At 66.5% G+C, this 13,843-nt stretch carries 18 protein-coding genes; 9 read left to right on the forward strand and 9 right to left on the reverse strand.

Annotation, left to right across the window (positions count from 1 at the left end):
* The first annotated feature begins 27 nt into the window (after window positions 1-27).
* From AMS67_RS01905 to AMS67_RS01915, 3 genes are all read left to right on the forward strand, one after another.
* Complete coding sequence (locus tag AMS67_RS01905) at window positions 28-528, forward strand: hypothetical protein (protein ID WP_053385850.1); 501 nt, start codon at window positions 28-30, stop codon at window positions 526-528.
* 356 nt (window positions 529-884) lie between these two features.
* Window positions 885-1,307, forward strand: a complete 423-nt coding sequence (locus AMS67_RS01910) for a hypothetical protein (protein ID WP_162230802.1) — start codon at window positions 885-887, stop codon at window positions 1,305-1,307.
* Between the two features lie 30 nt (window positions 1,308-1,337).
* Entirely contained in the window at window positions 1,338-1,847 is a 510-nt protein-coding gene (locus tag AMS67_RS01915) for an FCD domain-containing protein (RefSeq protein WP_053385852.1), read from the forward strand.
* A 20-nt stretch (window positions 1,848-1,867) separates the two neighbouring features.
* Here the strand turns inward: AMS67_RS01915 and AMS67_RS01920 are convergent, their stop codons facing one another.
* Genes AMS67_RS01920 through AMS67_RS01930 form a run of 3 tightly spaced genes read right to left on the reverse strand, consistent with a single transcriptional unit; the run spans window position 1,868 to window position 4,391 of the window.
* Window positions 1,868-2,662, reverse strand: a complete 795-nt coding sequence (locus AMS67_RS01920) for a phosphatase PAP2 family protein (RefSeq protein WP_053385853.1) — start codon at window positions 2,660-2,662, stop codon at window positions 1,868-1,870.
* Window positions 2,659-3,504, reverse strand: coding sequence for a TrmH family RNA methyltransferase (locus AMS67_RS01925; RefSeq protein ID WP_053385854.1), 846 nt, complete (start codon window positions 3,502-3,504; stop codon window positions 2,659-2,661). The genes AMS67_RS01920 and AMS67_RS01925 overlap by 4 nt, the downstream gene beginning before the upstream one ends.
* A complete protein-coding gene (locus tag AMS67_RS01930; RefSeq protein ID WP_053385918.1) occupies window positions 3,501-4,391 on the reverse strand; it encodes an alpha/beta fold hydrolase in 891 nt (296 codons plus the stop codon). Before AMS67_RS01930 ends, AMS67_RS01925 begins: the two co-directional genes overlap by 4 nt.
* A gap of 149 nt (window positions 4,392-4,540) precedes the next feature.
* Here AMS67_RS01930 and AMS67_RS01935 point away from each other — a divergent pair, with 149 nt between their 5' ends.
* Window positions 4,541-5,239 carry an exonuclease domain-containing protein gene (locus AMS67_RS01935; RefSeq protein WP_053385855.1) on the forward strand — a complete coding sequence of 233 codons (699 nt, stop codon included), beginning with the start codon at window positions 4,541-4,543 and terminating at the stop codon, window positions 5,237-5,239.
* A gap of 91 nt (window positions 5,240-5,330) precedes the next feature.
* Here AMS67_RS01935 and AMS67_RS01940 read toward each other — a convergent pair whose 3' ends face one another.
* Window positions 5,331-5,579 (reverse strand): type B 50S ribosomal protein L31, encoded by a 249-nt coding sequence (locus tag AMS67_RS01940; RefSeq protein ID WP_053353012.1) that lies wholly within the window; start codon window positions 5,577-5,579, stop codon window positions 5,331-5,333.
* A gap of 130 nt (window positions 5,580-5,709) precedes the next feature.
* Window positions 5,710-6,507, reverse strand: coding sequence for an ABC transporter ATP-binding protein (locus AMS67_RS01945; protein WP_053385856.1), 798 nt, complete (start codon window positions 6,505-6,507; stop codon window positions 5,710-5,712).
* A gap of 24 nt (window positions 6,508-6,531) precedes the next feature.
* Here AMS67_RS01945 and serB point away from each other — a divergent pair, with 24 nt between their 5' ends.
* Entirely contained in the window at window positions 6,532-7,182 is a 651-nt protein-coding gene (serB, locus tag AMS67_RS01950) for a phosphoserine phosphatase SerB (protein ID WP_053385857.1), read from the forward strand.
* Window positions 7,183-7,186: 4 nt separating this feature from the next.
* On the opposite strand, the gene AMS67_RS01955 is transcribed toward serB, so the two are convergent.
* Complete coding sequence (locus tag AMS67_RS01955; protein WP_053353015.1) at window positions 7,187-7,996, reverse strand: isocitrate lyase/PEP mutase family protein; 810 nt, start codon at window positions 7,994-7,996, stop codon at window positions 7,187-7,189.
* A 119-nt stretch (window positions 7,997-8,115) separates the two neighbouring features.
* Window positions 8,116-8,826 (reverse strand): 3-oxoacyl-ACP reductase FabG, encoded by a 711-nt coding sequence (gene fabG, locus AMS67_RS01960; RefSeq protein WP_053353016.1) that lies wholly within the window; start codon window positions 8,824-8,826, stop codon window positions 8,116-8,118.
* 127 nt (window positions 8,827-8,953) lie between these two features.
* Here fabG and AMS67_RS01965 point away from each other — a divergent pair, with 127 nt between their 5' ends.
* Genes AMS67_RS01965 through AMS67_RS01980 form a run of 4 tightly spaced genes read left to right on the forward strand, consistent with a single transcriptional unit; the run spans window position 8,954 to window position 11,405 of the window.
* Window positions 8,954-9,349 (forward strand): DUF3099 domain-containing protein, encoded by a 396-nt coding sequence (locus tag AMS67_RS01965; protein ID WP_053385858.1) that lies wholly within the window; start codon window positions 8,954-8,956, stop codon window positions 9,347-9,349.
* Window positions 9,346-9,591, forward strand: coding sequence for a hypothetical protein (locus AMS67_RS01970; protein WP_082305220.1), 246 nt, complete (start codon window positions 9,346-9,348; stop codon window positions 9,589-9,591). The genes AMS67_RS01965 and AMS67_RS01970 overlap by 4 nt, the downstream gene beginning before the upstream one ends.
* Window positions 9,584-10,489: an SURF1 family cytochrome oxidase biogenesis protein gene (locus tag AMS67_RS01975; protein ID WP_053385859.1), complete on the forward strand. Its 906-nt coding sequence runs from the start codon at window positions 9,584-9,586 to the stop codon at window positions 10,487-10,489. Before AMS67_RS01970 ends, AMS67_RS01975 begins: the two co-directional genes overlap by 8 nt.
* Window positions 10,482-11,405: a cutinase family protein gene (locus AMS67_RS01980; protein WP_053385860.1), complete on the forward strand. Its 924-nt coding sequence runs from the start codon at window positions 10,482-10,484 to the stop codon at window positions 11,403-11,405. The genes AMS67_RS01975 and AMS67_RS01980 overlap by 8 nt, the downstream gene beginning before the upstream one ends.
* Before the next feature lie 42 nt (window positions 11,406-11,447).
* Here AMS67_RS01980 and AMS67_RS01985 read toward each other — a convergent pair whose 3' ends face one another.
* Both AMS67_RS01985 and pgl read right to left on the reverse strand, forming a co-directional pair.
* Entirely contained in the window at window positions 11,448-13,046 is a 1,599-nt protein-coding gene (locus AMS67_RS01985; RefSeq protein ID WP_053353020.1) for an ABC-F family ATP-binding cassette domain-containing protein, read from the reverse strand.
* Window positions 13,047-13,119: 73 nt separating this feature from the next.
* Window positions 13,120-13,836 carry a 6-phosphogluconolactonase gene (pgl, locus tag AMS67_RS01990; RefSeq protein WP_053385861.1) on the reverse strand — a complete coding sequence of 239 codons (717 nt, stop codon included), beginning with the start codon at window positions 13,834-13,836 and terminating at the stop codon, window positions 13,120-13,122.
* Between the last annotated feature and the right edge of the window lie 7 nt (window positions 13,837-13,843).

The following is a 13,843-nucleotide window of genomic DNA, read 5'->3' on the forward strand; positions in this document are numbered from 1 at the left end:
CGATGGTGCGCGGACTACGATGACACCATGGTCGACGATGCATTTTCACCCGTGCTCGGATTCTCCTGGTTGGATCGAGACGCTGAGTACCCAGCAGTGTTCGGGAGCGTGCACGAGGAGGCCTGGGATGGTCGCGTCGTCGGTACGCTCTGGGGTGGCGAACACCTGGTCGTTGAGGTCGTCACCGACCGGACCATGCGGATCGTCGACGCCGGCACCGGGGAGTGGCACCACCTCAATCGCAACCGCGACGCCGCGGAAGTCTGTCTCGCCGCGTTTCATCGATATGCGCACTCCGGTGCACCGACGACGGCTCCCACAATGATGACGGCGGAACAGGCTGCGGCGAAACTTGCCGCCTTCCGAGCAGGCGCCATTGTGCCCGCGCAGTCGGTTGCCGCCCCGGCAACACACGATGAGCGTCTTGCGGCGCTCAGGGCTGCTCTGGGCGCCGCTGACCCTGCGGCGCTCGAGGATTCGTGCTGGTGGTCTGGTCCGCTGGAGGAGGCTGCAGACGATCTGCTCTGAACTCGTTGTCTGCTGTGCGCTCTGCGGGTGCAGAGCGCACAGCAGCTCTGTGGGGAGGCTTCGTCTACTCAAGCTGACATAATATAGATTATCGTGCACATCTCATGGTGGGTCGATTGCCGGCCCGCGTGTACATATTGCGCTGATCGCTCGACGACCGTTTCGCTCGGAGTTTCCCTTTGGGTGACCGGCTTCGGGGTGCACATCATCGGTTGCCTGCTTACTCAGGTGCTCAATGCCGGCGCTCGGTCAGCCGGGCCTGCCGGAGTTGCTGTTGTTTTTGGGCCGCCATGTATTTCTGTGGCCAACCTGCGTCCAATGCACTAGAATCTAAAATATAGAGTACAAGTGAGTGAATGGATGCAAGGATGTCGGTGGCGCTGCGCAGTCGAACGGTCGCTTTCGACGCCGTGGATGACCCGATGCGCTCGTGGTCTCAGGCATCGCTCGACGAACTGTCGCGTGATTGTGTCGCGCTCTGTACAGAGATTTCGGCGACTGGCTCGAGTGAGCTCTCGAGCACGGTCATGAGGCTCGCGATGCGGATCATCGAGCTCAGTCGGTTCGGCAGTGACCTGGCGCAAGCAGCGCAAGAAGTGTTGCAATTCGCCGCCGATGAGCTGCCACAGCGCGAATGGTCAACCGAGCATGCGCGACAGGTCGACGATGGCGCGAGACTCCTGCGTGTCGCCTTCGGCGCACGTGATGACGCTCTCGCGGTGTGCGCCCTCCGACACCTCCGTGCTGGTGTTCCCGAATCAGCCCGCACCCGAATCTGAGTTGTTACCCCACCGGAAGGAACCTGCTCCATGCCCGCACAACGTGCGCGACGCGCGGTCACGACCCACTACGATCGCCGCAACGCGGAGGATGCTATTCAGACACTCGGCGTCGTGCTCGGCGGCGTCATGCGTATTGTGACCCCGAAACTCGACGTCGACGGTGAGCTCCACGTACTCGAGATCATCGAGCGCGCTTGCATCGCCGCGGAAGAACGAGACGCCGCAGCGCACACCGTTGTCGCGCTCGAATTCTACGATTGGCTCATCACGCGGTGCCCGAATGCGACACTCTCGGAACTCGCGGCGACCACACTCGCCCAAATGCGGATCCGGTACGGTCGCAAACTCGAAGAGCGTACACCGAACTGGCAACTGCTGTTGCACGGATGGTCAGGCATGCGCACGGCGCTTCTCACCGGCGATCCGGTCGCGGCCGAGCTCGCATTCGAAGACATGCACCGACTCCCCCTGGCACACCGGGCGTGGGAGCCTGCAACCTGGCGAGATGCCGCAGAGGCGCCGTTAGGCGCCGACTGAGTGCGCGACCACGAACGCGCCTAGACGCGCCCGGCGGCCAAGTGCAGCATTGAACGCATGGCGAGGGCGGCAGCGGCGACTCCCCCGAACTCCCCTGCGCTCAGCATCAATGCGGGATTGCTCGTTGCAGCCGCGATCGCGGCGAGCAGCAGTGCTCCCCCGACCGTGATCCACCCGACGAGTGCGAGCCCGATGGATACCGTTCCACCGAGCACCACTGCACCTCGGGATGCGGCGGGACGCACGAGGGCGGCGAGTGAGAACGCGATGACGGCGAGCGCGATTCCGCCGTAGACGTCGCTGGGACGATGCCAACCATAGGCGAGCAACTGCCAGCCGACTGCCGCAACGAGTGCGGTGCCGAGAAGCGCGACGAAGCCTCGGGCGGCCGCAGGGACGGCCCAGACGAGGGCCGCGGTGAGCGCGGCGAAGACCGTCATGTGACCACTCGGAAAGGTATTCGCCGCATCGAGCTCGAACAGTTCGGGTCGCGTGAGCAAGCGGAGCTTCAGTAACTGTGAGGCGACGATCGCCGTTGCAGGAATGACGGTCACCGCGATCGCCCGACTGAAGCCATGCGAGATCCACGCGATGACGCCGACGATGATCAGCGCGATCGCGACGGTCGGAATGGAGACGAGATTCAGTGGCGGCGGCGGATCGGTGGTGAATTGGGCCGCATCGAGCACGCTGTCCTCTGCGCGCTGTCCGAGCGCATTGCGCACGCCGAGGAGATACGAGGCGATGCCGACGGCAGACCAGAAGATGAGGAACCAGACGGCTCTGCGGCGGCCGCTCACACGGATCCCGGTCACCGAGACGCGCCGAGTTCGTGAGGGGCCGCTCGCTGATCTGCGGTGCGCACGGCCCACAGCGCCAATGCCGCAGCAGTCGACACGTTCAGCGAATCGACGCCGTGTTCCATCGGAATGACCACGGATCGTGTGGACGCCGCCAGTGCACGCCTGCTGAGCCCAGCGCCTTCGGTGCCGAACATGAGGGCCAACCGGTCCGGAAGCTCGTCTGCGTAGTCGGCGAGATCTTCGGCGTCGTCTCGCAGCGCGAAAGCAGTCAGCTCGAACCCGGCGTCGCGAATCAGCGGGCCGGCCTCGCGCCACTCGGGCAGACGGGCCCACGGCACCTGCAGCACGGCACCCATGCTGACGCGGACGGCCCGGCGGTACAGCGGGTCGGCGCATGCCGGGGTGAGGAGTACGGCATCCGCACCGAGCGCGGCAACGGATCTGAAGATTGCGCCGACGTTGGTATGGTCTGCGAGGTCTTCAAGCACCACGACGTGACGCGCCTGCTGCAGCAGCTCGCCGGGGTCGAGCGGAGCGGGGCGATGCATCGACGCCAGGGCGCCGCGGTGCAGGTGGAACCCGGTGAGTGCGGCGAGCTGATCGGTCTCACCCACATACACCGGAACATCGGGGTAGGCCGTGAGTAGTGGCTCGACCTTCGGCACCCACTCTTCAAGCAGCAGTACCGAACGCGGGCGGTGGCCGGCGCGCAGGGCGCGCTCGATGACCTTGGGCGACTCCGCCAGGTAGAGGCCCTCTTCGGGCTCGCGCACGCGGCGGAGTGCGACGTCGGTGAGCTGCGTATAGTCCGCGAGCTCGGGCGCCGTGAGATCGTCGATTCGTGTCAGCTTCACGCGGTGCGCTCCCCCGTGTGTTGAAGCGTCGCCGGAAGTTCAGAGACAGGTCGACCCGTGGAACGAACGAGCGGAGCGAGAAAATCGACGATTGCACCTGACGCATCGGCCACGGCTTCGTAGTGCACGAGATGCCCGACGCCTGGCACGATGTGGAGCCTCGCGTCGCGCAGACGCCGTCGCAACTCCAGCTGTTTGGCGAGCGGCGTGATGTCGTCGCGGTCGCCGGCGATCAGCAGTGTCGGCATTGTCAGCGCGGCTGCAGCCTCGGCGACGGTGTGCGAGACCGAGGCCCGGAAGGCTTGGAGTAGCGTCGTCGAATCCGCGAATGCACTGAAGTACTGCGCGTGCTGGCCATGGATCCACTGGCGCAGGTCGCGATCTCCGGTTTTCGCCATCACCTCACTCATCAGGCGGACAATCAGCGGATTGCCGAGCAGTTGCCGCGCAGCACGCTCGGGGAGCACATCAGCGGCGCGGTAGTACCCAATCGCGAGTTGGGTGAGCGCGGCCTGCGGCCCCTCGAGTGCCGGCGCGGAAATCGGGTTGATGAGTATCAGCCGTCGCGGCGAGAGGCCCGCGCGGACTGCAGCAGAGACCACCAGGGTGCCGAACGAATGGCCGAGCACATCGGCACCATCGGGAGCGACGGCAGCGACAAATGTCGACAGCCACTCCCCGTAGAGCTCGATGTCGTGCGCACGATCGGGAATCGCTGGAGTCTCACCAAAGCCGGGCAGATCGGGGACGATGACCCGCAGCTCGGGGCGCAGCTCGACAATGCGGGCGGCAATGCCGGCGAGACCGTGATGATCACCACGGAACCCGTGCACGAGCACCAGGGTCTCGCCGGCATCAGCACCGTATCGCCACGCGCGCGTCTGCATGCCGAGCGTGGGAACGGCGAAGTCGGTCGGGTCGGAATTCACAGGGAAATTCTACCGGTGGCCGCCGACAAACCTCCTGATGCGGCACGCGTCGCCCCCGCACTCGATAGCATCGATGGAGACGAATTTTCGCCGTCGAAAGGACTGATGTGACCGCAACGCTTCCGCTCTGGGCGACCGACCTTACCGTCTTTGATACGGAGACGACCGGCATCGACACCAACGAGGCCCGCATCGTGAGCGCGACGGTCGCCCTGCTCGGCGATGGCGGTGACGTCAAGGAACGCTACGACTGGTTGCTCGATCCGGGGGTTGAGATACCCGCTGCCGCAGTGCAGGTGCACGGCATCAGCACCGAGATCGCGCGCACGAGCGGCATCGAGGCGTCGGTCGGCGTGCGACAGATCGTTGAGCAGCTGCTTGAGATGATCGAGCGAGGTTTTCCCGTTGTGGCGTACAACGCCCCCTTCGATTTGTCCCTGCTCTCCGCCGAAGCCGCACGGCACGGCGTGCCGCTCCCCCGCGAGCTCGCACCCGTGATCGACCCCCTCGTGCTCGATAAACAACTCGACCGGTACCGCAAGGGCAAGCGCACCCTCGAGGCGGTTGCCGGTCACTACGGTGTGGTCATCGGCAATGCGCACGACGCTGGTGACGATGCGATCGCGGCCGGCCGTGTGCTGCAGCACATCGCGACGAAATACGCGGACGTGATTCCGGGCGAACTCGACGAACTCCACCAGGCGCAGATCGGATGGGCTGCTGCCCAGGCCGCCAGTTTCCAGGACTACATGCGCCGCGTGCGCGACCCCAGCTTCGTCGCCGACGGGCGGTGGCCGCTCCGCTGAGCGCTCTCGTGCTCCCCGCCTGAAACGTGGGGGTACGACGAAGGGCGGGCGATCCTGATCGGATCGCCCGCCCTTCGTGCGGAACTGCGACTTAGGCGCCGAAGCCCTTGAAGCGCTGGTTGAACTTCTCGACGCGACCGGCCGAGTCCATGATGCGCTGCTTGCCCGTGTAGAACGGGTGCGATGCGCTCGAGATTTCAACATCGATGACGGGGTAGGTCTCGCCGTCGAGTTCGATGGTCTTCTCGCTGGTCAGCGTGGAGCGGGTGAGGAAGGTCTCGCCCGACGCGAGGTCGCGGAACACGATCGCGTTGTACTCGGGGTGGATTTCGGTCTTCATGGGAGTTCCTTAGTGTTTGCCTGGGGGTGAGCGTGTAGCAGCACGCTCTGAGGACTTGGGATCGGCGGATTCACCGCACCAACGTTCTACTTTAGCAGACTCGCTTTTCGGGCGGTGCGCACATGTGCGCTTACGCCTGCGGAGCGGGGCGCGCGATCGCCGAGTAGCGTCCGTTGTGCACTGACAGGTCGAACGGCAGCCCGAACGTCGCTTCGAGCGCGTCCGCGGTGAGCGTCTCGGCGATGGGGCCCGCGGCTTGGATCGTGCCGTTGCGCAGCAGCAATACGTGCGTGAAGCCCGGCGGCACCTCCTCGACGTGATGCGTGACCATGATCATTGCCGGTGACGCCGGCGACGCCGCGAAACCGGAGAGCATCTGGAGCAGGCGTTCGCGAGCGCCCAGATCGAGGCTGGCGCTCGGCTCGTCGAGCAGCAGCAGCTCGGGGTCGGTCATGACCGCGCGGGCGATCAGAGCGCGCTTGCGTTCGCCATCGCTGAGCGTGCCGAACGCGTGATCGGCGAACTGCGCGAGGTCCCACTCGGCGAGAATGCGATCGGCCTGGCGCACATCGATGCTGTCGTAGTGCTCATTCCAGCGGCCCTCGACCGAGTACGCCGCGGTGAGCACCACATCGCGCACGAGTTCCGAGGCCGGGATGCGGCGGGCGGACGCCGACGAGACGAAGCCGATGCGGTTGCGCAGTTCGAAGACATCGACTTTGCCGAGTCGCTCGTCGAGCACCTCGACGCTGCCGCTCGTCGGAAAATCGTTCGCGGTGGCGAGCTTCATGAGCGAGGTCTTGCCGGCTCCGTTCGGGCCGAGGATCACCCACCGCTCGGAGTCGTCAACCGACCAGGTGATCCCGTCGAGGATCGGCCGGCGGTCGCGCACAAAGCTGACATCGGTGAGGCGGAGCACATTGACCATGGCCCTCAGCCTATCCTGGGAAGCATGACTTCTCTCGGCGCCACACGCCCCCTGGTCGTGCTCGATTGCGACTCCACCACGATCCAGGACGAGGTGATCGAGCTGCTCGCAGATGCGGCGGGCAGCCGCGCCGAGGTCGCCGAGGTGACCGAACGCGCGATGCGCGGAGAACTCGACTTCGCCGAGAGCCTGGCGGCACGCGTGGCGACGCTCGCCGGTACGCCTGAGACGGTCTTCGACGACGCCTACCGACGCGTTCGGCCGACCCCGGGCATCACGGAGTTGATCACTGCGGTGCACGATCGGGGCGGCCGCGTCGGCGTGGTCTCCGGGGGCTTCCATGAGGTGCTCGACCCACTCGCGCGCGACCTACGGCTCGACGCCTGGCGCGCGAACCGGCTGGAGGTCGTGGACGGCGTGCTCACCGGCCGCACGGTCGGGCCGATCATCGACGCAGCGGCGAAGGCTGCCGCCCTGCGTGAGTGGGCGCAGGCAGAGGATATTCCGCTGAGCGCGACGATCGCCATCGGAGACGGTGCGAACGACCTCGACATGATGGCGATCGCGGCGATCGGGGTGGCGTTCAACGGAAAGCCGGTCGTCCGCGAGCGCGCCGACGTGTCGATCGATGACGACTTGTCGCTCGCGATCCCGTTGCTCGACCGGCTCTCCTGACCGCCTAGAGGTTGTTGAGTACCTCGGTATCGCTCGGGATCACCCCGTTGTCGAGCAGCGAAACTCCGAGGTGCTTGAGCGCTGTCAGCGCCACATTCTGCGGCATCGGGCCGTACGAGACCCGCGCGACGCCGAGCGCCTCGTACTCTGCGGCGGTCAGTGCCCCGGGCAACCCGATCACGCTCACCTTGCGCTCTCCGATACCCTCCACGAGCGCGCGGGTGTCGTCGGCGTCGAGCACGCCCGGCACGAAGATCGCGGTCGCGCCGGCGTCGAGATAGGCTCGGCCGCGCTCGATCGCGTCGGCGATCGATTCGGCGCGTGGCCGGTCGCCGCCGCGCACCAGCGCGTCCGTGCGGGCGTTCAGCACGAATGAGACTTCCTCGCGCTCACCGGCCTGCACCGCCGCGCGCATGATCGCGACCGATTCGTCGAGTGGGCGCAGCCGGTCTTCGATGTTGGCCCCCGAGGCACCGGCCCCGATCGCGCGTCGCACCGTCTCCCCCGCGTCGGCGAATCCACCGTCGAGGTCGGCCGTGACCGGCAGATCGGTCACCGCGGCGATTCGGGCGATTGCGGCGATCATGGAGTCGAGCGGAATCTGTTCGCCGTCTGCATAGCCATGGCTCGCAGCGATGCCGTGCCCCGCGGTCGCAATCGCGCGAGTGCCGGGCAGGTCTGCGACAACGCGGGCGCTCGCGGCGTCCCAGACGTTTACGACGCGCAGCACCTCGGGGGCTGCGTAGAGTTCGGCGAGGGTCTGGGCGTCGACGGCGACGCGGGTGGCGGTACGGGGCTGCTCTGGAGTGCTCATGCGCTCAGGCTAGTGCGCGCATCGAACCCCGCGAAAGGGGGTGGGCGCATAGGAACGCCGTCGGCCGCTCGCTCTCCGCGAACAGGCGACGGCGTTCCTACGGAGAACGCTGTGGAAGGTCAGTGGCCCATGCCGAGGCCGCCGTCAACCGGGATGACCGCGCCGGAAATGTAGCCGCCGTCGTCACCGGCGAGGAAGGCCGCGGCACCCGCGATCTCGGCCACCTGGCCGAAGCGGGCAGCGGGAATCGAGGCGAGGTACTGCTGCTGCTGTGCTTCGGGAAGCGCAGCCGTCATATCGGTCTCGATGAACCCCGGGGCAATGACGTTCGCCGTGATGCCGCGCGATCCGAGCTCCCGCGTGAGCGAGCGGGCGAAGCCGACGAGGGCGGCTTTCGACGAGGAGTAGTTGATCTGGCCCGGGCTTCCGTAGAGACCGACGACGCTCGAGATCAGGATGACACGGCCGAAACGACCCTTCAGCAGGCCCTTCGCGGCGCGCTTGACGACTCGGAAGGTGCCGGTGAGGTTCGTATCGATGACGCTCGTGAACTCCTCCTCGGTCATGCGCAGCAGCAGCGTGTCCTTGGTGATCCCGGCATTGGCCACCACGACCTCAACGGGCCCGAGCTGCGCCTCGATCTCGGTGAATGCGGCATCGATCGATGCGGCATCGGTCATCTCCGCTCGCACGGTGATCGAGCCCTCCGGGCCCTCACCTGAACGCGACGTGATCGCGACGCGGTGCCCCTCGGCGATCATGCGCTCGGCGATGGCGTATCCGATGCCGCGGTTCCCGCCGGTGACGAGGACGGTGCGCGAAGTGGTCATGGGGTTCCTTCCGTACGGACAACTGCGCACCAGCCTACCGACGCGCAACTCGGCAGACGCGCATGCGCGTTGTCGGGCTTGGATCCAGCCGGACGGCGTAGGCTAGACGGGTACGGAGAAGGGACGCATGGCGAAGAGTTACGACGTGACGTCGGCCGGGGTGAACCCGGTCGAAGATCGCGCGCACCGCATGCGCATGTACTTCATCGCCATGAGTCTGCGCGTGCTCTGCGTGGTATCCCTCTTCTGGGTGCGCGGGTGGTGGGTGCTTCTCGCTGCTGCCGGAGCGATCATCCTCCCGTGGTTTGCGGTGCTCGTGGGCAACGCGGTGGCCCACGGAGGTGAGCAGACCCCCGATGCGCCCGACCCGCTGGAACTCACTGCGACCGAGACTGGGCCAGTCGCGCCGCCGAGTGCGGCGTCGGAGGTCATCGTGATTGATGTCGACCCCGAACGCCGGAGCGCACCTGCGACCGGAGCATCGGCCGAATCCGATTCGACCGCTGCCGAGGAGGCTTCGTGAGCGGCGTGGTCACCCCGACGCTGACGCTCGGAGGTACGCCGGAGCATCGATTCATGTGCTCGCGGGCGGGTTGTCGGGAGGCCGCGGCATTCGCGATCCTCTGGCGCAATCCGAAGATCCACACGCCCGATCGCCGCAAGACCTGGCTCGCGTGCACGGAGCACCGTCAGGTGCTGCACGATTTCTTGGAAGCTCGCGGCTTCCCGCTCGACGTACGAACGGTGGAAGAACTCGATGACTGATCTGCGCGCGTCCGTCGACGATGCGGCGGAGCCTGGGAGCATACCGACACACGTGGGGTGGAGTTTTTTGCGGTCCGGTCGATGGGTGGGCTATGTCGCGATGCTCCTGGTCTTCTCGATCGCCTGCGTGCTGCTCGGCAACTGGCAATTCGCTCGCCGCGCCGAAGCACGAGCGGAGATTGATCGGATCGACAACAACTACGACGCCGTACCGGTGGCTCTCGAAGAAGAGCTGCCCGATCCCTCGCATTTCGATGAGGATCGCCAGAAGTGGCGCACGGTCACCGTGACGGGCGAGTACGTCGGCGATCCGTATCTCGCGCGCAACCGTCCCGGGCCGCAGGGCGTCGGGTCCGACCTGATCCAGCCGCTGCGCACCGACGACGGGCTGCTGTTCTTCGTGGACCGCGGATGGGTGCCCGTCGATGGTGCCGCTGCGGAGCACGTGGACGATGCCGACCTCCCCACTCCCCCGTCTGGGCGTGTGACCGTCGAGGTGCGCCTGCGCGCTTCGGAGCCCGCGATTGCGAACCGCACGACCGCTGGTCGCGCCGTCGCCAGTATCGAGTTGCCCGAACTCGCGACGCTCGCCGGCGCACCGACCGAGTCGTATACGGGAGCGTACGGCATGCTCGTCGCTGAGTCGCCGACGGCTGATCACGGCGTGCTCCCTGCGAAACCCGAGCGCGACGAGGGTCCCCACCTGTCGTACGCGGTGCAGTGGTACATCTTCATCATCATCGCCGCGATCGGGGTCGTCTATGCCGCCCGTCGGGAGTATCGCACCTTCAACGCCGGCAGCGATGAGGTGGCGGCGCAGGATCTGCGAGAGGCCGAACGCAAACGGCGTCGCGGCCCGAGTGACGCCGACATTGAGGATGCGCTGCTCGATGGGTGATGCGTTCCAGCGTCGGGGCTCGCGAGTGACGGCGATCTCCGCACTCGTGATCGTGCTCGGCGGCGCCCTGCTGCTCTCCGCCTGCGCGGCACCGGTCGATCCCGTCGAGGCGCGCGAGTCTCTCTCGGACGTCACCCAAGATCCCGCGCCTCCCGAGGCCGCTGATGCGTACAGCGCCGAGTTGCACCCGGATCCCGTCGTGGATGCCGGATCGTGTGAGCCCTATCTGCTGATCACAGCGCGCGGAACCGGCGAACCGAGCTCCGGGCAGCTCGTCACCGGGATGACGCGAAAAATCTCGAAGGCGCACGCGGGCGATGTTCGTGTGCTCGACGTCGACTACCCGGCAGACAGCGATGTCAAGGAGGGCGGCACGATCGGTGCGCGGACCCTGGTCGACATTCTGAATGTGCAGTCGGAGGCCTGCCCGGATCAGCGGTTCGTGCTGCTCGGGTATTCGCAGGGCGCACTCGTGATCGGCGACTCCCTCTCGCCCCCTGAAGACCGGATGGTCGGCGAGACCGTCGGCACCGTCGACGAGGGCGCGATGGAACGCGTGCTCGCGGTCGTGCTGTTCGGTGATCCGCGCTTCGAAGGAGCGGCTGAGTACAACGTCGGAAGCTTCGATGCGTCGCTCGACGGGCTCCTTCCGAGACCCGAAGACGCGCTCGACGCGGTCGCCAACCGCATACGCGACTACTGCGTCGCCGGAGACTTCATCTGCCAGAGCAGCCTCGACTTCGACGAGAAGCCGCATATCGCGTACTACTCGAACGGCATGCCGTCTGAGGGTGCCGATTTCGTGCTGGCCCGGATCGACGCCCTGGAGAAGTCCGCGAACGACGACAAGATCTCACGGACTCCCCCGACGCCGAGCGTCGTGCCGACTCCGACGCCGTCTGACAGCGACGGCTGAGCTGCCGCTGTCAGACGCGACGCACGCAGTTGCGGCGTCCGCTCAGGCGAGCTCGATGAGCTCCAGGTACTCCTTCGACCAGTGATCCTCGGTGGCCTCGGGCATGATGAGCACGCGCTCCGGGTTGAGCGCCTCGACAGCCCCCGGGTCGTGCGACACGAGCACCACTGCGCCGGAGAAGTGCGCGAGCGCATCGAGTACTTCTTCGCGGCTGGCCGGGTCGAGGTTGTTCGTGGGCTCGTCGAGCAGCAGCACATTCGCGCTCGAAACGACGAGCATGGCGAGCGCGAGGCGCGTCTTCTCACCGCCCGACAGCACGCCGGCGGGCTTGTGGACGTCGTCTCCCGTAAAGAGGAATGAGCCGAGCACGCGGCGGGCTTCGGTTTCGGTGAGGTGCTGCGACACCGAGACCATGTTGTGGAGCACGCTCGCCTTCACGTCGAGCGTCTCGTGCTCTTGCGCGTAGTACCCGACTTTCAGGCCGTGACCGGCGATGAGTTCTCCCGTATCGGGCTCGTCGACCCCGGCGAGCATGCGGAGCAGCGTCGTCTTGCCGGCGCCGTTCAGCCCCAGCACGACCACTTTTGACCCGCGATCGATGGCGAGGTCGACACCCGCGAAAATCTCGAGCGACCCGTACGACTTCGAAAGCCCCTCGGCCATAAGCGGGGTCTTGCCGCAGGGGGCCGGGTCCGGGAAACGGAGCTTTGCGACGCGTTCGACTTGGCGCTCGTCTTCCAGGCTCGCCAGCATCTTGTCGGCTCGCGCGACCATCTGGTGCGCGGCGGCTGCCTTTGACGCCTTCGCGCCGAAGCGCGCCGCCTGATCTTTCAGGACCGACGCCTTCTTCTCGATATTGGTGCGCTCCTTGCGGCGGCGCTCCTCATCGGCGGCGCGCTGTCGCAGATACAGCTTCCAGTTCATGTTGTAGATGTCGATGACCTGGCGGTTCGCGTCGAGATAGAAGACGCGGTTCACGGTTTCGCCGACGAGATCGATGTCGTGGCTGATGACGATGACCCCGGCCTTCGAGTTCTTGAGGAACTCCCGCAACCAGACGATCGAGTCGGCGTCGAGGTGGTTGGTCGGTTCGTCGAGAATCATCGTGTCGGCATCCGAGAACAGAATGCGCGCCAGCTCGATGCGGCGACGCTGACCGCCCGACAGCGTCTTCAGCGGTTGATCGAGGATGCGATCCGGCAAGCCCAGGTTGTTCGAAATCGAGGCGGCCTCAGATTCTGCGGCGTACCCGCCGAGAGCCTGGAAGCGGTCGGTGAGGTTGCCGAAGCGCTTCATCGCCTTTTCGGCGACGGCGGGATCGTCTGAGCCCATGTCTTCGGTCGCCTTCGCGATGTTCTGCTGCAGCGTGCCGAGCCCGCGCGCATCGAGAATGCGATGGCGGGCGATCTGCTCGGGGTCGCCGGTGCGCGGATCCTGCGGCAGGAAGCCGAGCTCGCCGGTCACCGTAATCTTGCCCTCTGCAGGCTGCAGCTCCCCCGAGAGCGTGCGCGTCAGCGTCGTCTTGCCGGCACCGTTGCGCCCCACGAGCCCGATCTTGTCGCCGGGGTTCACGCGGAAGGTCACCTCCGACATGAGGCGCCGTGCACCGACGTCGATGGCGAGGTCTTCGACCGAAATCATGCTGTGGGGCTCCCAGATACACCGTCCGTGCGTCTGCACGGCAACCGCAACAGTCTAGTGGACGGTGCTGAGATCACACGCCAGCGAGGGCGGCCTCGTCGGCCCAGAGCACGGTGTCGGTGCGCCCGACGAGCCGAGCGGCGGGCAGCGTGGGGTCAACCGCAGTCACCACCTGCGAAATGGCATCGGCCTTGCCCGCGCCGGCCGCGATGAGCCACACGTGCTCCGCTCGATTGAGCGCGGGGAGTGAAAGCGTGACGCGCTCGGGAGGCGCCTTCGGCGAGTTCCGGATCGCCAGTGCGCTCGGAGTGTCGGCGGCGACCGCATCGATCTCCGGGCGACCGGGGAAGAGCGACGCGACGTGCCCGTCCTCCCCCACTCCGTTGAGTGCGAGGTCGATGCGGTCGATGCGCGCGACGATCTCGGCGTAGGCGGTTGCGGCGTCGTCGAGCGTCAGACCCGCGTCAGCGCCCGCCACCCGGTGCACGAGCGCCGGGTCCGTCTCGACGTGCTGCAACAGCGTGCGGTCGGCGAGCAGGTCATTGCGATCCTCGTGCCCCGCCGGCACCCACCGTTCGTCGCCCCACAGCACGCGCACTCGCGACCACTCCACGCGATCGCGCTCCGCGTGTGCGCCGATCGCTTCGAGCACCCGTGCACCCCCGGTGCCACCGGTGAGCACGACGCAGGGAATCTCCCCCTGCGCCTGGCGGCCGGCGAGCAATTCGATCGCGGACGCGGCCGCATCGGCTGCGAGGCTCGCCAGGTCAGTGCGTGACTCGATGCGCATGATGCAG

Origin of the sequence: Leucobacter japonicus (assembly GCF_001273855.1) — a bacterium.
Taxonomy (GTDB): domain Bacteria; phylum Actinomycetota; class Actinomycetes; order Actinomycetales; family Microbacteriaceae; genus Leucobacter; species Leucobacter japonicus.

Bases quoted from the DNA above. Each gene is read 5' to 3' on its own strand.
- AMS67_RS01965 (WP_053385858.1), top strand. From the start codon at position 8,954: ATGGCGAAGAGTTACGACGTGACGTCGGCCGGGGTGAACCCGGTCGAA.
- AMS67_RS01915 (WP_053385852.1), top strand. From the start codon at position 1,338: ATGCCCGCACAACGTGCGCGACGCGCGGTCACGACCCACTACGATCGC.
- AMS67_RS01905 (WP_053385850.1), top strand. From the start codon at position 28: ATGGTCGACGATGCATTTTCACCCGTGCTCGGATTCTCCTGGTTGGAT.
- AMS67_RS01945 (WP_053385856.1), bottom strand. From the start codon at position 6,507: ATGGTCAATGTGCTCCGCCTCACCGATGTCAGCTTTGTGCGCGACCGC.
- pgl (WP_053385861.1), bottom strand. From the start codon at position 13,836: ATGCGCATCGAGTCACGCACTGACCTGGCGAGCCTCGCAGCCGATGCG.
- AMS67_RS01940 (WP_053353012.1), bottom strand. From the start codon at position 5,579: ATGAAGACCGAAATCCACCCCGAGTACAACGCGATCGTGTTCCGCGAC.
- AMS67_RS01985 (WP_053353020.1), bottom strand. From the start codon at position 13,046: ATGATTTCGGTCGAAGACCTCGCCATCGACGTCGGTGCACGGCGCCTC.
- AMS67_RS01955 (WP_053353015.1), bottom strand. From the start codon at position 7,996: ATGAGCACTCCAGAGCAGCCCCGTACCGCCACCCGCGTCGCCGTCGAC.
- AMS67_RS01980 (WP_053385860.1), top strand. From the start codon at position 10,482: ATGGGTGATGCGTTCCAGCGTCGGGGCTCGCGAGTGACGGCGATCTCC.
- AMS67_RS01930 (WP_053385918.1), bottom strand. From the start codon at position 4,391: ATGCAGACGCGCGCGTGGCGATACGGTGCTGATGCCGGCGAGACCCTG.
- fabG (WP_053353016.1), bottom strand. From the start codon at position 8,826: ATGACCACTTCGCGCACCGTCCTCGTCACCGGCGGGAACCGCGGCATC.
- AMS67_RS01975 (WP_053385859.1), top strand. From the start codon at position 9,584: ATGACTGATCTGCGCGCGTCCGTCGACGATGCGGCGGAGCCTGGGAGC.
- AMS67_RS01910 (WP_162230802.1), top strand. From the start codon at position 885: ATGGATGCAAGGATGTCGGTGGCGCTGCGCAGTCGAACGGTCGCTTTC.
- serB (WP_053385857.1), top strand. From the start codon at position 6,532: ATGACTTCTCTCGGCGCCACACGCCCCCTGGTCGTGCTCGATTGCGAC.